Source organism: Pseudoduganella rivuli (assembly GCF_009674485.1).
Classification (GTDB): Bacteria; Pseudomonadota; Gammaproteobacteria; order Burkholderiales; family Burkholderiaceae_D; genus Rugamonas; species Rugamonas rivuli_B.
Map to the genome: position 1 here is coordinate 79,902 of NZ_WKJJ01000010.1, position 17,333 is coordinate 97,234.

General features: G+C 62.3%; 14 protein-coding genes and 1 tRNA gene. 9 read left to right on the top strand and 6 right to left on the bottom strand.

Annotated features, from left to right (window positions below; translation table 11 throughout):
* Positions 1 to 232 precede the first annotated feature (232 nt).
* Positions 233 to 2,143 carry an AAA family ATPase gene (locus GJ700_RS16835; RefSeq protein WP_154375905.1) on the top strand — a complete coding sequence of 637 codons (1,911 nt, stop codon included), beginning with the start codon at positions 233 to 235 and terminating at the stop codon, positions 2,141 to 2,143.
* On the opposite strand, the gene GJ700_RS16840 is transcribed toward GJ700_RS16835, so the two are convergent.
* Both GJ700_RS16840 and GJ700_RS16845 read right to left on the bottom strand, forming a co-directional pair.
* Entirely contained in the window at positions 2,140 to 2,538 is a 399-nt protein-coding gene (locus tag GJ700_RS16840) for a hypothetical protein (protein ID WP_154375907.1), read from the bottom strand. The two genes, GJ700_RS16835 and GJ700_RS16840, sit on opposite strands and share 4 nt — an antisense overlap.
* A gap of 127 nt (positions 2,539 to 2,665) precedes the next feature.
* Complete coding sequence (locus tag GJ700_RS16845; RefSeq protein ID WP_154375909.1) at positions 2,666 to 3,088, bottom strand: hypothetical protein; 423 nt, start codon at positions 3,086 to 3,088, stop codon at positions 2,666 to 2,668.
* Positions 3,089 to 3,574: 486 nt separating this feature from the next.
* Between GJ700_RS16845 and GJ700_RS16850 the strand changes: the two genes are divergently transcribed.
* Both GJ700_RS16850 and GJ700_RS16855 read left to right on the top strand, forming a co-directional pair.
* The gene (locus GJ700_RS16850; RefSeq protein ID WP_154375911.1) at positions 3,575 to 4,045 is read left to right on the top strand and encodes a GNAT family N-acetyltransferase; all 471 of its coding nucleotides are present in this window, start codon (positions 3,575 to 3,577) and stop codon (positions 4,043 to 4,045) included.
* Between the two features lie 458 nt (positions 4,046 to 4,503).
* Positions 4,504 to 5,097, top strand: coding sequence for a hypothetical protein (locus GJ700_RS16855; RefSeq protein WP_154375913.1), 594 nt, complete (start codon positions 4,504 to 4,506; stop codon positions 5,095 to 5,097).
* A 53-nt stretch (positions 5,098 to 5,150) separates the two neighbouring features.
* Here the strand turns inward: GJ700_RS16855 and GJ700_RS16860 are convergent, their stop codons facing one another.
* A complete protein-coding gene (locus GJ700_RS16860) occupies positions 5,151 to 7,112 on the bottom strand; it encodes an APC family permease (protein WP_154375915.1) in 1,962 nt (653 codons plus the stop codon).
* A 152-nt stretch (positions 7,113 to 7,264) separates the two neighbouring features.
* Here GJ700_RS16860 and GJ700_RS16865 point away from each other — a divergent pair.
* A tRNA-Leu gene (locus tag GJ700_RS16865) sits at positions 7,265 to 7,349 on the top strand.
* 66 nt (positions 7,350 to 7,415) lie between these two features.
* On the top strand, positions 7,416 to 8,372 hold the full coding sequence (gene pip / locus GJ700_RS16870) for a prolyl aminopeptidase (protein ID WP_154375917.1): 957 nt from the start codon (positions 7,416 to 7,418) through the stop codon (positions 8,370 to 8,372).
* Between the two features lie 255 nt (positions 8,373 to 8,627).
* On the opposite strand, the gene GJ700_RS16875 is transcribed toward pip, so the two are convergent.
* Positions 8,628 to 9,065, bottom strand: a complete 438-nt coding sequence (locus GJ700_RS16875; protein WP_229507059.1) for a lysozyme inhibitor LprI family protein — start codon at positions 9,063 to 9,065, stop codon at positions 8,628 to 8,630.
* Positions 9,053 to 9,673 (bottom strand): peptidoglycan-binding protein, encoded by a 621-nt coding sequence (locus GJ700_RS16880; RefSeq protein ID WP_154375919.1) that lies wholly within the window; start codon positions 9,671 to 9,673, stop codon positions 9,053 to 9,055. Before GJ700_RS16880 ends, GJ700_RS16875 begins: the two co-directional genes overlap by 13 nt.
* A gap of 184 nt (positions 9,674 to 9,857) precedes the next feature.
* Between GJ700_RS16880 and GJ700_RS16885 the strand changes: the two genes are divergently transcribed.
* Genes GJ700_RS16885 through GJ700_RS16900 form a run of 4 tightly spaced genes read left to right on the top strand, consistent with a single transcriptional unit; the run spans position 9,858 to position 16,190 of the window.
* Positions 9,858 to 11,246, top strand: coding sequence for an MBOAT family O-acyltransferase (locus GJ700_RS16885; protein WP_154375921.1), 1,389 nt, complete (start codon positions 9,858 to 9,860; stop codon positions 11,244 to 11,246).
* On the top strand, positions 11,246 to 12,442 hold the full coding sequence (locus GJ700_RS16890) for an alginate O-acetyltransferase AlgX-related protein (RefSeq protein WP_154375923.1): 1,197 nt from the start codon (positions 11,246 to 11,248) through the stop codon (positions 12,440 to 12,442). Before GJ700_RS16885 ends, GJ700_RS16890 begins: the two co-directional genes overlap by 1 nt.
* Before the next feature lie 56 nt (positions 12,443 to 12,498).
* Complete coding sequence (locus GJ700_RS16895) at positions 12,499 to 15,204, top strand: ATP-binding protein (RefSeq protein ID WP_154375925.1); 2,706 nt, start codon at positions 12,499 to 12,501, stop codon at positions 15,202 to 15,204.
* On the top strand, positions 15,201 to 16,190 hold the full coding sequence (locus tag GJ700_RS16900) for a response regulator (protein WP_154375927.1): 990 nt from the start codon (positions 15,201 to 15,203) through the stop codon (positions 16,188 to 16,190). The genes GJ700_RS16895 and GJ700_RS16900 overlap by 4 nt, the downstream gene beginning before the upstream one ends.
* Here the strand turns inward: GJ700_RS16900 and GJ700_RS16905 are convergent.
* The gene (locus GJ700_RS16905) at positions 16,165 to 17,322 is read right to left on the bottom strand and encodes a glycosyltransferase family 4 protein (protein ID WP_154375929.1); all 1,158 of its coding nucleotides are present in this window, start codon (positions 17,320 to 17,322) and stop codon (positions 16,165 to 16,167) included. The genes GJ700_RS16900 and GJ700_RS16905 overlap by 26 nt on opposite strands.
* Between the last annotated feature and the right edge of the window lie 11 nt (positions 17,323 to 17,333).

Genomic DNA, 17,333 nt, shown 5'->3' on the forward strand with positions numbered 1-17,333 from the left:
TTGCAATCAAGGCATTGCAGCTTTTTCCACTGTGTTGCGGCGCACATTTTTTTCTCGTTCCCCATGCCCCCAAATGAGGCAAACGCCGCTATAGTCGCGTGTATATTCCATTGCCTCCCGGCATAGTCGCTGGCCACGCCCCGCTCCGCGCGCCAGCCGGACAAGCCGCGTCCCACAGCGCCCCAACGTCGCGCTGCGGCGTGGTCCCGTTTGTCACTGCTTTATTACTGCCATGTTCAATTTATATAAATTACAGCTCGCGCTGAAAAACACCTGGGTCCGTATTGCTTTGCTGGCCGGCATTGCGCTGGCCGTTGCGCTGGCGGTATGGAGCACGGATGTACCGCAAGACACCAGCCCGATCCAGCGCACGCAGGATATTTCCCGCATCACGGCGCTGGCGGCGCAAAAAGACTTGCTGGAATACCTGGTGGTGGCAAAACCGTTGTCGGAAGCGCCCCGCTATATTTATAAATTCAAGGACGCGCCTGTGCTGCACGTGGTCAAGGTGCCCAGCACGTCGCACCTGAGCCTGGAGCGAGAAGTGTTGCTGCGCAACGGCATTCCGTATGCGATTGCCCAGGATGCATGGCTGGCGTCGCACAAGGCTGTGCTGCAGGACGAAGGCGGCGCCATGGCGGGGGCCAGCGACTTCCTGCGCCGCCATGCATTCGACATCCTGGTGGTGGTGCTGTTGCTGTTCGTGTTGAAATTCGGCTTGCCCGGCATGAGCCCGAGCGCCACCGTGCTGTCGCCAGACCAGCTCAAAGGCAGCCTGGACGACCTGATCGGCATGGAGGACATCAAGCAGGAAGTACTGCACCTGGAAGACATGATCCGCAACCGCCGCGTGTACAAGTCGCACAACATTGACAAGCCGTTCAATGTGATGCTGACGGGCCCTGCGGGCACGGGTAAGACCAAGCTGGCCGGCTACCTGGCCAAGCGCCTCAATATTCCACTGATCCAGGCCTCCGGTTCCGCGCTGGAATCGGGTTATATCGGCGGCGGCTCCAAGGCGCTGAACGCGTTGTACCGCAAGGCTTGCGCGCGCGGCAACTGCATCATTTTCCTCGACGAAGCCCAGGCCCTGTTCATGCCCCGCGGCCGTGGCGAAAAGAAATGGGAAGACGATACGGCCAATACCCTGCTGGGCTTGCTCGATGGCGTGAAGAGCGAAGAAGGCGCCGGCGTGATCTGGGTAGTGGCGTCCAACTTCGACGACAACAATTCTCAGATGGATGAAGCGATGCTGCGCCGCTTTTCCGTGAAGATCAATTTCCGCCTGCCAAACAAGAGCGAGCGGAGCGCGCTGGTCGAATCGTTCCTGAAACGCAAGCAGGAAGGCTGCGTCAACTGGGACGACATGAACCTGGACCAAGTGGCGGAAATCACGGCCAACCTCAGCCCGGCCCTGCTGGAAACCGTGGTGGAACGGGCCAGCATGATTTCGATCCAGGAAGGCAAAGTCATCGATACCGACATGATGTTCCGCGCGTTCGAGCGCGCCACCATCGGCTTGACGGACCGCGCCACCACGGCGGAAAAAGACCGTCAGCGCGAACGCATCGCCTTGCACGAACTGGGCCACTTCTTCATGCAAATCGATCCGTACCTGCGCGCCGGCATGGCGTTGTCGGAAATCAAGGAAAAGTCGCACTTGCTGAAGATCAGCACGGAATCCGTGTCGAAGCTGGGCGCGCTGGGCTATGTGCTGTCGGCGGGCGACGACATGTCACTGCGCACGCTGGAAGAACTGGAACGCGACGTGATCCAGCTGTATGGCGGCGTGGCGGCGGAGGAATTGTTTTACGGCGCGCGCGGTATTTCCGTGGGCAGCCAGAACGATATCCAGAAGGCCACGTCGATGCTGGACACCATGGTCAACCGCTTGTCGATGTATTCGCGCTCGAAACTGGACTATAGCCAGTTCAAGCAGGACGCCAGCGGCGAACACACGCTGTTGCAAGTGGAAACCAAGGCCGACGAACTGTACAGCTACACCTTGCGCGCCATCGGCGATTACCGCGCCGCGATGGACGCCATCAAGGATGTGCTGCTGGAACGCTATGTGCTGTCGAAAGACGATATCTTCGCGCTGCTGGCGCAGCGCGAAGATATCCAGCCTGCGCTGAGCGCTTAACGTTTCGCCATCACGATGTCGCCAGCGGTCTGCTTGCCTTTGGCGGCGAGTTTTTCGTAATCGCGGATCGACACCGTATCGCCGTCATCACGGAACTGGATGCGGACGCCGTTGGCGGTCATGAAGACGCCCGGCGCCTGCGGCAGCATTTTCATGCGCGGCTCGCGGTCCAGTTGCACGTAATAATTGCCGATATGCTGCGTGAAACTGACGCGACGGCCATCTTCCAGCATGAACGGCTTTGCATAGTCATCGAACTCGCTGTTGCCCAGCTCATAGGTGCTGGTGACGGCGGCTGGCGCGGCATCTTTCTGTTCGCCGGCGCCTTGCGGTGCGGCCGATGCCGTCCCCATCAAAACTGCGCTGAAGATCACTGCGTGGATTGCGTTTTTCATAAATTTTCCTGGTATAGACGTCATGTGGGGGCGCGCACTGCGACAGGCAGGCGCGCGACTGCACCGCCGCGTACTGCGGCACAGTCATTTGTGTATTGTTAAAGGATGGGCCGCCCGGGGCTGCCCGTCAGCGGCTCGCGATATAGACGCGATCAGGCGAAACCGGCACCAGCCCTGTGTAGGGGATGCGGTCCAGGTGGGTCACGGCGATTGTGTCGCCTTCATCCATGAATTCAACTTTTGCTCCCAGCGCGGTAGTGAATTTACCGGGCGCCTGGGGCAACAGTTCAACGGGTGCTTCGTTATACATCTGCGTAAAGTACTGGCGGCGCCGCTGGAAAAAATGAATCACGATGCCGTTGTCGAGCAGGTACGGGCGGGCATAACTGTCAAATTCCTGCGGCGCCAGCCGGTAGGCCGGTTCTGCAGTCGCCCTGCTAATCTGTACCTGCGGTGTGGCGCCAGTTTCTGTAGCCTGCTGTGCCAGCGCGGTGCACCAGCACCCTGCCAGCAAGGCTGCAGCCATCGCGCCGATGGCCGTAGGTTTCATGCTTGCCTCCATTGATCAGCACACAGCAATGTCGCACCGGTAATGGGGCGACTTCTTCATACTAGCAGTCGGTTGCGCTAACAACAGAGCTGCCTCGGCTGATAATTTCTATGCAGGTTTGAGACCCCATAGCCTGCCAACACAGGCTATCCGGCGCAGTACCACGCAGTGTGGGAAAGAGGTGGGCTGAAGGCGACAGCGCAAAGCGCTGCGTTGAGCGAGTGGATCATGTACTTCTCCTGAAGGGTGGGCCTGGTTGTCCCCGGCACCTTCTGTAATGTGCGGGGACAAGGTCACGATAGCAAAGCGTCACAAGGCTTGCGCAAGACGCGCGACAAACGGCGTTTTTTGTGGGACAGAATGCAAGCAGAACGGACGAACTGCATGAGAAAAATCAAGTGATACAGCCTGTATTCGCGCGGCGAAAAAGCCGTAATATCCACGCCCTGGACTGACAAGCCCACGGGCCGGGGGTAAGATATGCCGATGCTGATCCGTACTTATCACCCCGGCGAAGAAGCGCAATTGCATGCGATTTTTCACGCCGCCGTCCATGGCCTGGCGCGCTGCGATTACTCGGCCGAGCAATTGCACGCATGGGCGCCGCAAGAGTATGACTGCGCGCTGTGGTCGCAGCGGATGCGCGCCAACCAGACGCTGGTGGCGGAACTCGATGGCCGTCCCGTGGCGTTTACGGACTTGCAGCCATCCGGTTACATCGACATGTTTTTTGTCGATCCGGCGTACGCGCGGCGCGGCGTGGGCAGCGCGCTGCTGCGCCATATCATGGCCATGGCAGGCACGCGCGCCATCGGCGTACTGCGCTCCGACGTCAGCCTGACGGCCGAACCGTTCTTTGCCCGCCACGGCTTCCTGGTCGAGACGCGCAACCGCGTGCAGGTGCGGGGCGTCACGCTGGATAACGCGACCATGAGCCGGATGCTGGCGCCGTTTTGAAAAGTACGCAGCCTGATCGGGCGGTAACATTCAAACTGAAGTGCCACATTTTTAGGGCCGGCCAGTGAACTGGTCACCGGAAAAACCAGCGGCCACGCAGCCGCCTACCCAACCGTCACGACCACCACCAGGTAATGCCAAGCTGAATACCCAGCGCATTGCCCATCTTGGTCGAACGCCGGTCAGCATCGAGGCCTGCCACGCCACGGTGTATGGTCAAAGCTACCATTTACTCTTGCACCCAACAGGCAGGAAGTGTTCCTCTGATTTTTCGGGATTTACTAAATCGTACGATCCCGTAATACCCCGCACGCTCTCATCCTATCTCGATCTGTCATCCAATCGGGAACAAAAAACCGCAACGATGGTCTAAGAAATTAGTAACCGTTATAGCGAACCCGCGCTGCTTCGTACAAGGTAGCAGCCGTTAGTAAACCTGCTTTTTCGAGGAGAGCCTCATGCTCCACGTGAACCGCACTATTTACATGCCAACCGACTTGCTACAGGCGTTCAGCAAGCACACCGGTCTTTCCTGGAGCAGTATTGAAATCGAAGGTGCGGTCTGCGACGCGATGGCGGAGGCGATGAAGCCCCGGTCTGAACAGGCGCCAGCGCCGCAGGCTGCCATGGTCGGAGGCTATCAGTGGAAGCAGCTATTCCTGCCAGTGGGTACGATGCTGCGCGCCAGTTTTGGACGCGACCCTTACTACGCTGTGGTGGATGGCAATGAGATCAAGTATGGGGAATTCAGCCTCTCGCCGTCGGCCTTCGCTAACCTGCAAGGCAGCGGCAACCGCAATGCGTGGAAAGCCGTCTGGCTGCGCTTTCCCGGGTTCCGTGACTGGGTCCGCGCCGATGAATGCCGGGCAATGCGGCAGGCTGCGACAGCGCGGATGTTCGAACCGTCCGAGCCATTCGAGCCATCCGATCCAGATCCTCAGCCCGCCCACAATGCCGGGGACTACCAGCGGGAATATACGGAGAATAAGCCTTCTGGAAGCGATGCCGTACCGCTGTCCAATTTCAGCGGACCCGGCACGCACGGCGCATAACCATACAGAACCTTGCCCGGATTACCGATGATGACTGACCGCTATGGCCCCTGTCAGACCTTCATCGGCAAAATCACCATCTGCAACCCTTCCAGGTGCAAGCGGCGCTGCACGGCCAGCGCCGCCTGGTTGTGCAGCAAACGGCTCATCCAGTTGTCGCTGGCAAAAATCAGCTTGCTGGTGAAGAAAATCGCGTTCGGGAATTCATTGCTGATCTCTTCGCACATGCGCGTGATTTCATCGACCGCGTCGGTGCCGAAGCCCAGGTACGACGACGACGCCATATTGTGGCTGTGGCAAAAGTCGACGAAATATTCCAGCGTGCTTTCCGCGTCGTGCCGCATCTGTTCCAGCGCGCCTTCGCCGCCGTACGCGTGCGAATCCACAGTACGGGCATTGACGAAGATAAAGTTCCTGAAGTGGCCGGGGAACATGCGCTGCACCCACAGCAGCGCGTGCAAGCCGCCGCCTTTCGACGAGCCGACGATGAACACGGCGGTCTGGTTGTCCGGGTCCGGTTCCACCGCGTCCGCGTTGGGGCCAAACGGCTGGCTGGCAAACACTTCGTCGACCGAATGGATGGCGCGCTTGGTTTCGCGGTAGTGGTTGCGCACCCAGACGCAGAGCGCGGCAATGCCGCCAATGATGACGGCAGCGGCCCAGCCGCCATCCATGAATTTTTCCACCAGCAGCACGCCGAGAATGCCCGCGCAAATCGTGAAGCCCACGGACGACAGCAGCAGGCGCGCCACCCATTTGCCGCCCGCGTCGCGGTTTCTCACCCAGTACAGGCACAGCCCGAACAGCGAAATGGCAAACGTCAGGAACACGGAAACCGAATACAGCACCACCAGCAACGTCACGCTGCCTTCGGTCCAGAACAGGATGGCCAGCGCCGCCACGCCCATCACGAGGATGCCGTTTTGCGTCACGAGGCGGGTCGACAGGTAGCGGAATTTGTGCGGCACCCACGAATCGCCCGCCATGTTCGACAGCACGGACGGGCCGCCCAGGAAACCGGTATTGGCTGCGACGAACAGCAGGCCGGCTTCGAATGCCAGCACCACGGCCAGCATCACCTGGTTGGCCACCGGCGAATCGGGATTGCCGTGGCTGATGATGCTGGCAAAGGTCGAGGCATTGAGCGTCTGGCCTTCGGTTGGCCGCGCATCCCACAGCAGGTACAGCATGATGATACCGCCCGCCGTGAATGCCAGCGACAGCGCCATGTACAGCATGGTCATCTTGCCGGTGCGCTCACGCGGCTCGGCCAGCAGGTTGACGTTGTTCGATACCGCTTCCAGGCCCGTATAGGTACCGCCGCCCTGCGAGTACGCCAGCAACAGCATGCTGGCGACGCCGGTCCAGCCAATGCTGCCGGCCAGGCTGACGGTTTCATTGACGGTGCCCGGCACCAGTCCCGGCAGGTTTTCCGCGTGCGCGTAGATGCCGTACACGATCAGGATCAGGTGCGTGATGACGAAGCCAATAAAGATCGGCAGCAGGATCTGGATCGCTTCCTTCAAGCCCCGCAGGTTCATCACGATCAGCAAGCCGATAAAGAAGGCTTCGGCCCATAATTTATAAGGCTGGAACCCGAGCGGCAGGAACGACGCCAGCGCATCGACGCCGGACGCGATGGAAATCGCGATGGTCAGCACATAGTCGAGCACCAGCGCGCAGCCGGAAATCAAACCCAGGTACGGTCCCACCAGCTTGGTGGCGACACGGTAGCCGCCGCCGCCCGTGGGGAACAGTTCGATCACCTGGTTGTAGGCCAGTGCAATGATGAAGACGGTGACGGCCGTGGCGATCGCCATGTACAGGCCGAGATGCGTGTGCGCACCCAGCGCCTTGAACGTTTCTTCGGGACCATACGCGGACGACGACAGCCCGTCGGCGCCCAGTCCCACCCAGGCCAGGAACGCCACCAGGGCCATCGAGTGGCGCGTTTCGCTTTTCATGGGGTCCAGGGCTTTGCCCAGGATGATTTCGCGGATCTTCTTATACTTCATGCGGATTGACGGCGTTCGGCAGGGGTAGCAATGATGACACAAATGCTAGTGACGGGCATCAATCCAAAATGCGCATTGCGCAATATTCGCGTACAGGCCATTACATTTTTGCCGCGAGTGCACTATAATGTGGCTCTTGCACGTACATACCTGCCTCGGTGGTGGAATTGGTAGACGCAGCGGACTCAAAATCCGCCGCCGCAAGGCGTGCCGGTTCGATTCCGGCCCGGGGCACCAAACACTTGCATCACACTCAAAACCCGCATTTCCTTCTGGTATGCGGGTTTTTTGTTACCTACGCTAATGACCGCACCCTACCCTCCGCTGGAACCCTACCGCCACGGCATGCTGCCGGTCGACGCGCTGCACACGATTTACTGGGAAGAATCCGGCAATCCCGATGGCGTTCCCGTGCTGGTGCTGCATGGCGGACCGGGTGCGGGCAGTTCGCCCCTGTGGCGGCAATTTTTCGATCCCGGCCATTACCGCATCGTGCAATTCGACCAGCGCGGCGCCGGCCGCTCGACGCCGGCCGGCGAATACCGCGCCAACACCACGCCGCTGCTGGTGGGCGATGTGGAAAAACTGCGCGAATTGCTGGGCATACAACAATGGCTGCTGTTTGGCGGATCGTGGGGCGCCACGCTGGCGCTGGCGTATGGCGAAGCGCATCCGGCCCACTGCCTCGGCTTTATCCTGCGCAGCCCGTTCCTCTGCACGCGCGAGGAAATCGCGTGGTTCTTCGAAGGCGCCCGCCTGTTCCACCCGGAAGCTTATGCGGAACTCGTGGGCGCGCTGCCGACGGAGGAACGGGGCGATTTGCTGGCGGCCTACGCGCGCCGCCTGCTGAGCAACGATGCGGCGCAATACCTGCCGGCCGCGCGGCGCTGGAGCCATTTTGAAATCCGGCGCGCATCGCTGCACGGCGTGCCGCCGGAAGGCTTGCCGCAATCCGATGCGCTCGATACCTGCCTGGCCCGCCTGGAAGTCCACTACTTCCGCCATGGCGGCTTTTTCGAAGACAACCAGCTGCTGCGCGACCTGCACCGCGTCGCTCACCTGCCCGCCATCATCATCCAGGGCCGGCATGACGTGCTGTGCCTGCCGCTGACAGCATTCCGCCTGGCCGGCGCCTGGCGCGGCTCTGTATTACGCATCATCGAAGCCGGCAGCCACACGGCATTCGAACCCGGGATGCAGCAAGCCTTGCTGGCGGCGGTAGAGTGCTTCAAACGGGATGGCGGTTTCAAAGCGTGGTAACGCTACATAGCAGCGGAGTGACGATAACGCTTTTCTATAGTGTGCGGATCAAGCGGAGCCAAACCATTCGACAGCAGCGCGAATTACGCTGCCTCGTTTTGCCTCGCACACACGCATGTCTCACGCCCGGAGAGCCCCTCTCCACGCGAATATTTGCGCAATTCTTCAACGAAGGGCGAGGCAATACGAGGCATTAGGAGTACGAACGAGGCATCCGCAAAGGGAGTGGAGTCCCACCTCCGCTACAGCCTGCGCTTACTTCTGCTCCAGCCCAGCTACCGCATTCCCAAGTTGCCTGGCACGCAGATAATTGAATTCAGCCACACACGCCAGCCGATAAATTTCATGCGTGTCTCCTGCCGCCCCGCCCCCCAGCGACGAGGCGAATGCGCATTGGCCATCGCGGCCTCGTTGGAATGCAAGGGTCGCAGTGAGTAGCCGTGACTTGGCCAGATTGACGTACTTCTTGTCCTCGTCCCACTTTGCCAACGCAGTCCTCAACCTATCCTCGGCTGCGATGAGAGCTTGCTCGCTTGCCGCCGCATGCTTCGCCAGGCATTCCCGCATCCCGGCCTGCGAGTACGCGCTGCACTCGTCACGCAACGATATCTCGTCGATAGGGCAAGGCGCGGCGCGTGACATAGAGGACAACGCCAGGATGAACGCCGGCGCGATAACTTTCATTGCTCGCATACTGCCTCCACCCTGCCGCGCATAACCTCCAGGGCGAAATCAAGCTTGCTGGCATAGTTTGGATCGCCGCCACCGTTATACCGTTTGGCAATAGTATCGGTGGAAAACCTGCGCCATCCGGCGATGACACGCTGTGAGCGCCGTTGTCTGTGGAATGCCCTCCCTCCGTGTTCGGGCTCGCTATCCGCCACGTGCCGGTATTCGAAGTTCGCCATGCGCATCAGCAGATAACCTATGCCGGCCCTGATATTGTGATTTGGGATGGTTCGCGCCGATCCGCTTGTCAGCCGCTTTTTCCACGTAGACGGCAAAATCAAATCCCCTCCTTCATTGCCTGACAACAGCGCTGCCAGCCCCGGATCACCAGCGACACCGATTTGCATCGGCTTTCTGGCCCACTCCCGATGCTCCGCGCCAGTTTCAGTCCACACCATCGCTTTAACCAGACGCCAGTCCAGCTCTGTGTAGCCCGGCGTATCCGCCAAATGTCGGTTGAATTCATTGACCGCGCTCCTGATCTCACAATCCCAGGAATCCCACTTCGCGTCACGCGCCGCCTTGCTGATGCCGTCCTGCCATTTTTGAAATCCCGTCTTCTGCGTTGCCATACCTGCCTCCATGTCGACAAAAACCCCGCTTCAATTGAAGCAGTCAACATGATTGCCCGTGGCCAACACCCTAAGCTTGGCCATGCTCAAACCAACGCAAAGCCAGGCCCGCAAACCTGGAAATTGCCGGTTCCACCGCCGATTCCTCTACAATGAGCGCCATTTCCGCCTTACGCGTACGTCAATGGTCTTCAGTTCCGTCACCTTCCTGTTTTACTTCCTGCCCGCCTTCCTGCTGCTGTACTACGTGCTGCCGTGGAAAAACAGCGTGCTGCTGGTTGCCAGCCTGCTGTTTTATGCGTGGGGCGAGCCCCGTTTCGTGCCGCTGCTGATGGCGTCCGCGCTGCTCAATTACGGCTTCGGCGTGGCGATTGCACGCGCGGGCGAGCGGCGCAAGCTGGTGCTGGGACTGGGCGTGACGGCCAACCTGGGCATGCTGGGCTATTACAAATATGCGGGCTTTTTCACGTCGATTGCAGGACAACTGACGGGCAATGATTTCGCCATCCCCGCCATCGTGCTGCCACTGGGGATTTCCTTCTTTGTCTTCCAGGGGATTTCCTACCTGGTCGACGTGTACCGGGGCGACGTCGATCCGCAAAAGAGTTTCTGGAACTTCGCCATGTACAAGGCCATGTTCCCGCAACTGATCGCGGGACCGATCGTGCGCTACCGCCAGATCGCGGCCGACGTCGACCACCGCGAAGTGACCGCGCAGCGCCTGTGGCAGGGCGTGCGCCAGTTCATGCTGGGCCTGGCGCAGAAAGTACTGGTGGCGAACACGGTGGCGCAGGCGGCCGACGCGCTGTGGCAGGCCGGTCCCGCCAACCTGTCGACCGCCGGCGCGTGGCTGGCCGTGGCGTGCTACACGATCCAGATCCTGTATGACTTCGCCGGTTATTCCAATATGGCGCTGGGCATCGGCCACATGATCGGTTTTACGTATCCGCCCAACTTCAACCGCCCTTACAGCGCCGTGTCCGTGACGGATTTCTGGCGGCGCTGGCACATCAGCCTGTCCAGCTGGTTCCGCGATTACCTGTACATCCCGCTGGGCGGCAACCGCCACGGCGCGCTGCGCACCTACGTCAACCTGGCGCTGGTATTCCTGCTGTGCGGCCTGTGGCACGGCGCGGCCTGGACCTTCGTGCTGTGGGGCGCCTGGCATGGTGCGCTGCTGGTGCTGGAACGCGGGTTCCTGGGCGCCTGGCTGGAGCGCCTGCCGCGCTCCGTGGCGCAGGCGTGGACCCTGCTGATGGTGATGCTGGGCTGGGTCTTGTTCCGCGCGCCGGACGTGCCCACCGCGCTGCAGATGCTGCACACGATGTTCATCCCCACCGCCGGCGGCGAACAGGTGCACCAGTGGCGCATCGACGTGGGCGCCGTGCAATGGACGGCGCTGGTGATTGGCGCCTTGCTGGCAGCCTGGCGCCTGCCGGATGCCACAGCGCCCGCCCAGCCGGCGCGCTGGAAACTGGCCGTGCAATTGCCGCTGGCGCTGGCCGCGTTCGTGCTGTGCAGCGCCAGCCTGGCGTCCGGCACTTATAACCCGTTCATTTATTTCCGATTCTGATGCAGTCCGTCCAACACAACAAAGCGCTGTCGGCGCTGGCAAAAGCGCTGCTGGTGCTGCTGCTGGCGACGCCCGCCATCGCCACCCTGAGCAGCAAGCAGCGCGAAGGGGAAAACCGCCGCATGGCGGAGCCGCCGCATCGCCCGACGTCCGTCGAAGAGGCATTGAAATACAGCGCATCGTTCGATGCGTGGGCCAATGACAACTTCAGCCTGCGCGCCGCGCTGGTGCGCCTCAATACCAAGGTGCGCTACAAGCTGTTTGGCCAGTATCCGACCGGCCAGGTGGTGCAGGGCCAGGAAGGCCGCACTTTCCTGACCACGTCGCACCCGGCCGCTCCCGCCTATGCCATGGTGTTTTCCGCGTGCGGCTACCAGACCGAGGTGACCGACCTTCTCGACGCGCACATCAAGCGTTTGCTGTCGCTGTCGCGCGAACACGGTATCGAAGCGAACTTGCTGGTGGTGCCTTCGTCGCCGGCCGTGCACGTCGACCAGTTGCCGCAGTGGGCCAGCGCGCTGTGCCACACGGCCACGCCGCCCATGCAGCGCTGGCTGGCGCAACCCGGCATCCCTGACGCCGTACGGCAGCACGTCGCCTACCCGTTGCAGCAAATGCGTGACGCCTCGCGCGAAACCGACCTGTTCCCCCGCACGTTCTTCCACTGGGGCGGCGCCGGTCCCCGCCTGACGGCCGAATGGACGCTGCGCCAGTTTTACGGTGTGCAGCCGTCCGAAGCCACGCCCTATGTCAGCCGCAAGGAGTGGCTGCCATCCGACATCGGCCACCTGTTCCCGGGCATCAAGCGGCCCAGCGAAGTGGACGTGATGGACATGGCCGCGTCGCATATCGACTTCTGCTACGGCGCCGCCTGTTTCGACAAGCCGCCGGCGATCCTGAAAGACTTCGAAGTGATCCGGCTGCGCAACCACAACGCGCCGCGCAAGCGCCTGGTGCTGATCACGGATTCCTTCGGCCCGCCTGCGGCGCCATGGTTTGCCCGCTATTACCAGGAAATCGTGCTGTTCAATGCCAACACGCTGTACCTGGTCAAGCAGGAAGCGGACATGGAACAGATCCGGCAATTCGTGTTTGCCGATGCCGCCAGGTCGGATGTCATCGTGCTGTACCACGACGCCACCGTGCACGCGGCCCGCATCAAGCAGGATTTCTCCAGGCTGTTACCGGGGTTCTGACAAAACGGCAACAACTTCGATATTTCCGTAAGGAAATGTGGTAGTGTATAAGTCCGATGGATACTCAAGCTCCTGCCATGCTGGCCGGTTTCGCCATAGCCTGCGCCTGCGCGGTTTTCGCGATGGCGGCCTATGGCTTGCTGCGCTACCGCCGCCTGTATTACCAACTGCGCCAGCGCGAAGGATGGATGCGCGCCCTGCTGACCACTACGGTCGACGGCGTCATCACGGTCGACGCCCATGGCGTCATCGTCGATTTCAACCGCTCGGCCGAGCGCATTTTCGGCTGGCCGCGCGCGGACATCATTGGTCGCAACGTGGCGGTGCTGATGGCGGACCCGGCCTCGTCCGAACGGGAAGGCTTGCTGTACCACCTGAAACGGGGCGATATCGGTTCCCTCAAGAGCGACCTCGAATCGATGGGCGTGCGCCGCGACGGCAGCCACGTGCCGATCCGCCGTGCGCTGGGCCACTCGCACAACCGTGGCCAGGATCTGTTCGTGCTGTTCATCACCGACATCAGCGAACGCCTGGCCATGACACAGGCGCTGCGCGAAAGCGAACAGCAATTCCGCTCGCTGATCAGCCATATTCCCGGCGTCTCCTTCCGCTGCCTGGCCCAACCGGGCTTCCCGCTGGTCTTCCTCAGCGATGGCGTGGAACTGGTGGCGGGCTATCCGGCGCGCGATTTCATGGGGGACCAGCCACGGCGCACGCTGACGGAACTGGTCGTCGCGGCCGATGCCCCACGCATGGCGATCGCGCTGGCGCACAGCATCGCCACCGAACAACCTTACCTGATCGAATACGCGTTGCAGCACGCGGACGGCAGCAAGCGCTGGATCTGGGAACATGGCGCCGTGGTGCGCGATGCCGGCGGCGCCGTGCGCTGGATCGATGGCGTGATGCTCGACATCACCGAGCGGCGCAGCATGGAACAGGAATTGCGCAGCGCGAAAGACAAGGCGGAACAGGCCGCCGCCGCGCGCGCCGCCTTCGTGGCCAACATGAGCCACGAAATCCGCACGCCGATGAATTCCATCCTGGGCTTTACCGACGTCTTGCTGGACAGCCCATTGCAGCCGGAACAGCGGCGCCACCTGGACACCATCCGCAACGCGGGCCGCTCGCTGCTGCGCCTGCTCAATGAAGTGCTGGACACGGCCAAGCTGGACAAGGGCGCCGTGGAACTGGAGCTGGCCGATTACAGCCTGCTGGCGCTGATCGATGAACTGGCGTCGACCGCCAGCGCCGCAGCACAGGCGAAAGGGTTGGCGCTGGAGATGCACTATGCGCCGGAGTTGCCGCGGCACGTGCATGGCGATGCGCTGCGCATGCGGCAAGTGTTGGGCAACCTGCTGGACAATGCATTGAAATTCACGGCGTCCGGCAGCGTCGCACTGCATGCGGGCGTGACGGACGGCCAGTTGCACCTGCAGGTACGCGATACCGGCATCGGCATCGCGGCGGAACGGCTGTCCGCCATTTTCGAACCGTTCACGCAGGCCGACGCGTCGATGACACGCCGTTATGGCGGCACCGGGCTGGGTACCACCATCAGCAAGCAACTGGTGGAATTGATGGGCGGGCAAATCCGCGTCGACAGTGTGCCGGGAGTGGGCACCTGTTTCCACGTGCTGTTGCCGCTGGCGCCGGCCAAGGGCGATGCGGCGGTTTCCACGGCGCGCTCCGGCTGCGGCCCGTGCGAATTGCCGCCGCTGCGCGTGCTGGCGGCCGACGACGTGGCGCAAAACCTGGAATTGCTGCGGGTATTGATGGAAAAACGGGGGCACGTGGTCACCACGGTGGCGGACGGCGCCGCCTGCGTGCAACTGGCAGCGCAGCGGGCCTTTGACGTGATCCTGATGGATGTGCAGATGCCGGTACTCGATGGTCTCGACGCCACGCGGGCGATCCGCGCCGCCGAAGCGGCGCTGGGCCGTGCCCGCACGCCCGTCATTGCCATGACGGCCAGCGTGCTGGAAGCGCACCGCCAGGCCAGCGTGGCGGCGGGCATGGATGGCTTTGCGTCGAAGCCGGTGGAGTGGAACGCGCTGTCCCATGAAATCGCACGGGTTCTGGCGACGCAGGATCTTCCCGCCGCAGCGCCCGCCGGCGCCATGGCGCCCCCGCCGGCCCCGGGCAGTGCGTTGCCTATCCTGGAGCACGCGGCAGGCGTGGCGCGCTGGGATGGCGACCTGACGGCGTGGCGCACGGCGCTGGGCCGCTGGGCCGCCGAATACCGCGATCTCGCGCGCCAGTTGCATGCGCTCGATGAAACCGGCGAGCATGGGGCCATTGCGGCGCTGGCGCACCGGGCGCGGGGCGTCGCCGCCAACCTGGGCTTCACGGCGCTGGCGCGCTTGCTGGGCCAGGCCGAACAGGCCGCCACGCGCGATGACGGCGCCGCCGCCGTCGCCCTGCATTCCGCGCTGGCGCAACTGGGTCCGGCGCTGGCCGACGCGCTCGACGCGGTGCGCGCCGAATGCAACGATGCGGATACCGTAACGCCGCCATCCACGGCGTTCGTTGCGGAGGAAGCGGCAGCGGCGGCCGCCGCGCTGGCGCACGGGCTGCGCCGCGGCGCACTGGAAGATGCCGCGCTGGCGCGGCTGCATCGCGCACTGCATGGCCATGTCCCGCCTGCGGCGCTGGACGCGCTGCACGCGGCGCTGGACGATTTCGATTTTTCCCTGGCACAGGCCCGGCTCGACGCCATGATGGCCGCCATCGCGCACGAACAAGCAGAGGTGCCGGCATGAATTCCCCACAGCAGCCGCTGATCCTGGCGGTCGACGATGAAGCCAATAACCTGCAATTGTTGCGCCATATCCTGCAAGACCATTACCGCCTGCTGTTTGCCAAGGATGGGGCGCGGGCGCTGGAACTGGCGCGACTGGAATCGCCGGACCTGATCCTGCTCGACGTGATGATGCCCGGCATGAGCGGCCACGACACGTGCCGCGCGTTGAAGGCCGATCCCGCCACCTGCGCGATTCCCGTGATCTTCGCCACTGCGCTCAGCGATCCGGAAGACGAAGTGGCGGGGTTTGACGCGGGCGCCGTCGATTACATTGCCAAACCGTTGAGCCCGCCCATTGTGCGGGCCCGCGTGCGCACGCATTTATCGCTGGTGCGCGCCGATGAATTGCGCGAGACCCGGCTGCAGATCGTGCAGCGCCTTGGCCTGGCGGCGGAATACAAGGATAACGAGACCGGCTTGCACGTGATCCGCATGAGCCATTACGCGCGCGTGCTGGGCCTGGCCGCCGGCCTGTCGGAAGCGGCGGCGGAAGACTTGCTGCACGCGGCGCCGATGCACGATGTCGGCAAGATCGGCATCCCGGACCGCATCCTGCAAAAGCCGGCCGCGCTGGACAAGGATGAATGGGCCGTGATGCAGTCGCATGCCGCCATCGGCGCGCACATCATCGGCGAACATCCGCACGGCATGCTGGCATTGGCCCGCAACATCGCGCTGACGCACCATGAAAAATGGGATGGTTCAGGCTATCCGCAAGGTTTGCGGGGACCGGATATTCCGCTGGAAGGCCGCATCGTGGCGATTGCCGACGTGTTCGACGCACTGACGTCGGCGCGGCCGTACAAGGCGGCATGGCCGGTGGAAGAAGCTGCCGACTACCTGCGCCAGCAAAAGGGACGTCACTTCGACCCGGAACTGGTCGACCTGTTCCTGGAGCGGCTGCCGGAAGTGCTGGCGATCAGGGAGAAATGGGCGGAGCAATAACCTGCCCGATGCCTTTGCCGGCCGCCAGTTTCAGTTCGCGGTACAGCTGCACATAGTTGTGCGCCATCTTTTCCGCCGTGAACAGGTCCCAGTAACGCTGTTCCGCGCGCGCACCCATTTCAGCCGCCAGTTGCGGGTTGTCCCACAGCGTGCGCATCGCCGCGCGGAATGCCAGCGGGTCGCTGGGAGGCACCACCAGGCCGGTGTCGCCATCGATGTTGATGTACGTGGTCCCGGTGCCGATCTCGCTGGAAATCATCGGCTTGCCATACATCGCCCCTTCCAGCAATGAAATGCCGAAGGCTTCCGAGCGGAGGTGCGACGGGAAGGCCAGCGCGTAGCACTGTTCCAGCAGCGCGACCTTGTCTTCCTCTTCCAGCGCGCCGACGAACATCACGTTCTTCAAGCCCAGCCGCTGTGCATGGTCTTTCAACTCCTGCTCGATCGGGCCGGCGCCCACGATCACCACCGGATATTCCGTGCCCGCCACGGCATCCAGCAGGATGTGCAAGCCCTTGTAATAGCGCAGCACGCCGACGAAAAGAAAGAACCGCTCGCCACAGCGCTCACGCCAGCGGGCCTTGATTTCATCGCTTGGGCGGGGATAAATCGCCTTGTCCAGGCCGATCGGAATCGCGCACGTCTTGTCCTTGTAGCGCGTCAGCACGGGCGACGACGCCAAATAATTGGGCGACGTGGCGACAATCGCGCTGACGCTTTTCAGGAAGCGGCGCTTGAGCGGCGTGTACACCTTCATCAGGGCTTTCTGGCGCACGATGTCCGAATGGTAGGTGACCACGCTGGGCTTGTTGACGCGCGCCATGAAGTGGGCCATGTCGGCGAACGGCCAGGGGAAGTGATAGTGGATCACGTCCGCTTCGCGCGCCAGCTGCGCCAGTTTGCGGATGGCCGGCAGCGACATCGCATTGGAGGCGATTTCAAAGTTCAGCGCAGCGCGATGCACCATGTGGCCTTCGAATTCCAGCTGCGCGGGGCCGCCATGGCGGGTCAGCGTCAGCACGTCATTGCTGACACCCAGGCGCCCGGTGCCCACGCAAATCTGGCGAATCACCTGCTCGATGCCGCCCCACGAGTCGGGATAATAAGTCTTGCAGAAATGGAGTACGCGCATAGGACAGGCAA

Coding starts and splice junctions, on each gene's coding strand:
- GJ700_RS16835 (WP_154375905.1), top strand. CDS start 233: ATGTTCAATTTATATAAATTACAGCTCGCGCTGAAAAACACCTGGGTC.
- GJ700_RS16840 (WP_154375907.1), bottom strand. CDS start 2,538: ATGAAAAACGCAATCCACGCAGTGATCTTCAGCGCAGTTTTGATGGGG.
- GJ700_RS16845 (WP_154375909.1), bottom strand. CDS start 3,088: ATGAAACCTACGGCCATCGGCGCGATGGCTGCAGCCTTGCTGGCAGGG.
- GJ700_RS16850 (WP_154375911.1), top strand. CDS start 3,575: ATGCTGATCCGTACTTATCACCCCGGCGAAGAAGCGCAATTGCATGCG.
- GJ700_RS16855 (WP_154375913.1), top strand. CDS start 4,504: ATGCTCCACGTGAACCGCACTATTTACATGCCAACCGACTTGCTACAG.
- GJ700_RS16860 (WP_154375915.1), bottom strand. CDS start 7,112: ATGAAGTATAAGAAGATCCGCGAAATCATCCTGGGCAAAGCCCTGGAC.
- pip (WP_154375917.1), top strand. CDS start 7,416: ATGACCGCACCCTACCCTCCGCTGGAACCCTACCGCCACGGCATGCTG.
- GJ700_RS16875 (WP_229507059.1), bottom strand. CDS start 9,065: ATGCGAGCAATGAAAGTTATCGCGCCGGCGTTCATCCTGGCGTTGTCC.
- GJ700_RS16880 (WP_154375919.1), bottom strand. CDS start 9,673: ATGGCAACGCAGAAGACGGGATTTCAAAAATGGCAGGACGGCATCAGC.
- GJ700_RS16885 (WP_154375921.1), top strand. CDS start 9,858: ATGGTCTTCAGTTCCGTCACCTTCCTGTTTTACTTCCTGCCCGCCTTC.
- GJ700_RS16890 (WP_154375923.1), top strand. CDS start 11,246: ATGCAGTCCGTCCAACACAACAAAGCGCTGTCGGCGCTGGCAAAAGCG.
- GJ700_RS16895 (WP_154375925.1), top strand. CDS start 12,499: ATGGATACTCAAGCTCCTGCCATGCTGGCCGGTTTCGCCATAGCCTGC.
- GJ700_RS16900 (WP_154375927.1), top strand. CDS start 15,201: ATGAATTCCCCACAGCAGCCGCTGATCCTGGCGGTCGACGATGAAGCC.
- GJ700_RS16905 (WP_154375929.1), bottom strand. CDS start 17,322: ATGCGCGTACTCCATTTCTGCAAGACTTATTATCCCGACTCGTGGGGC.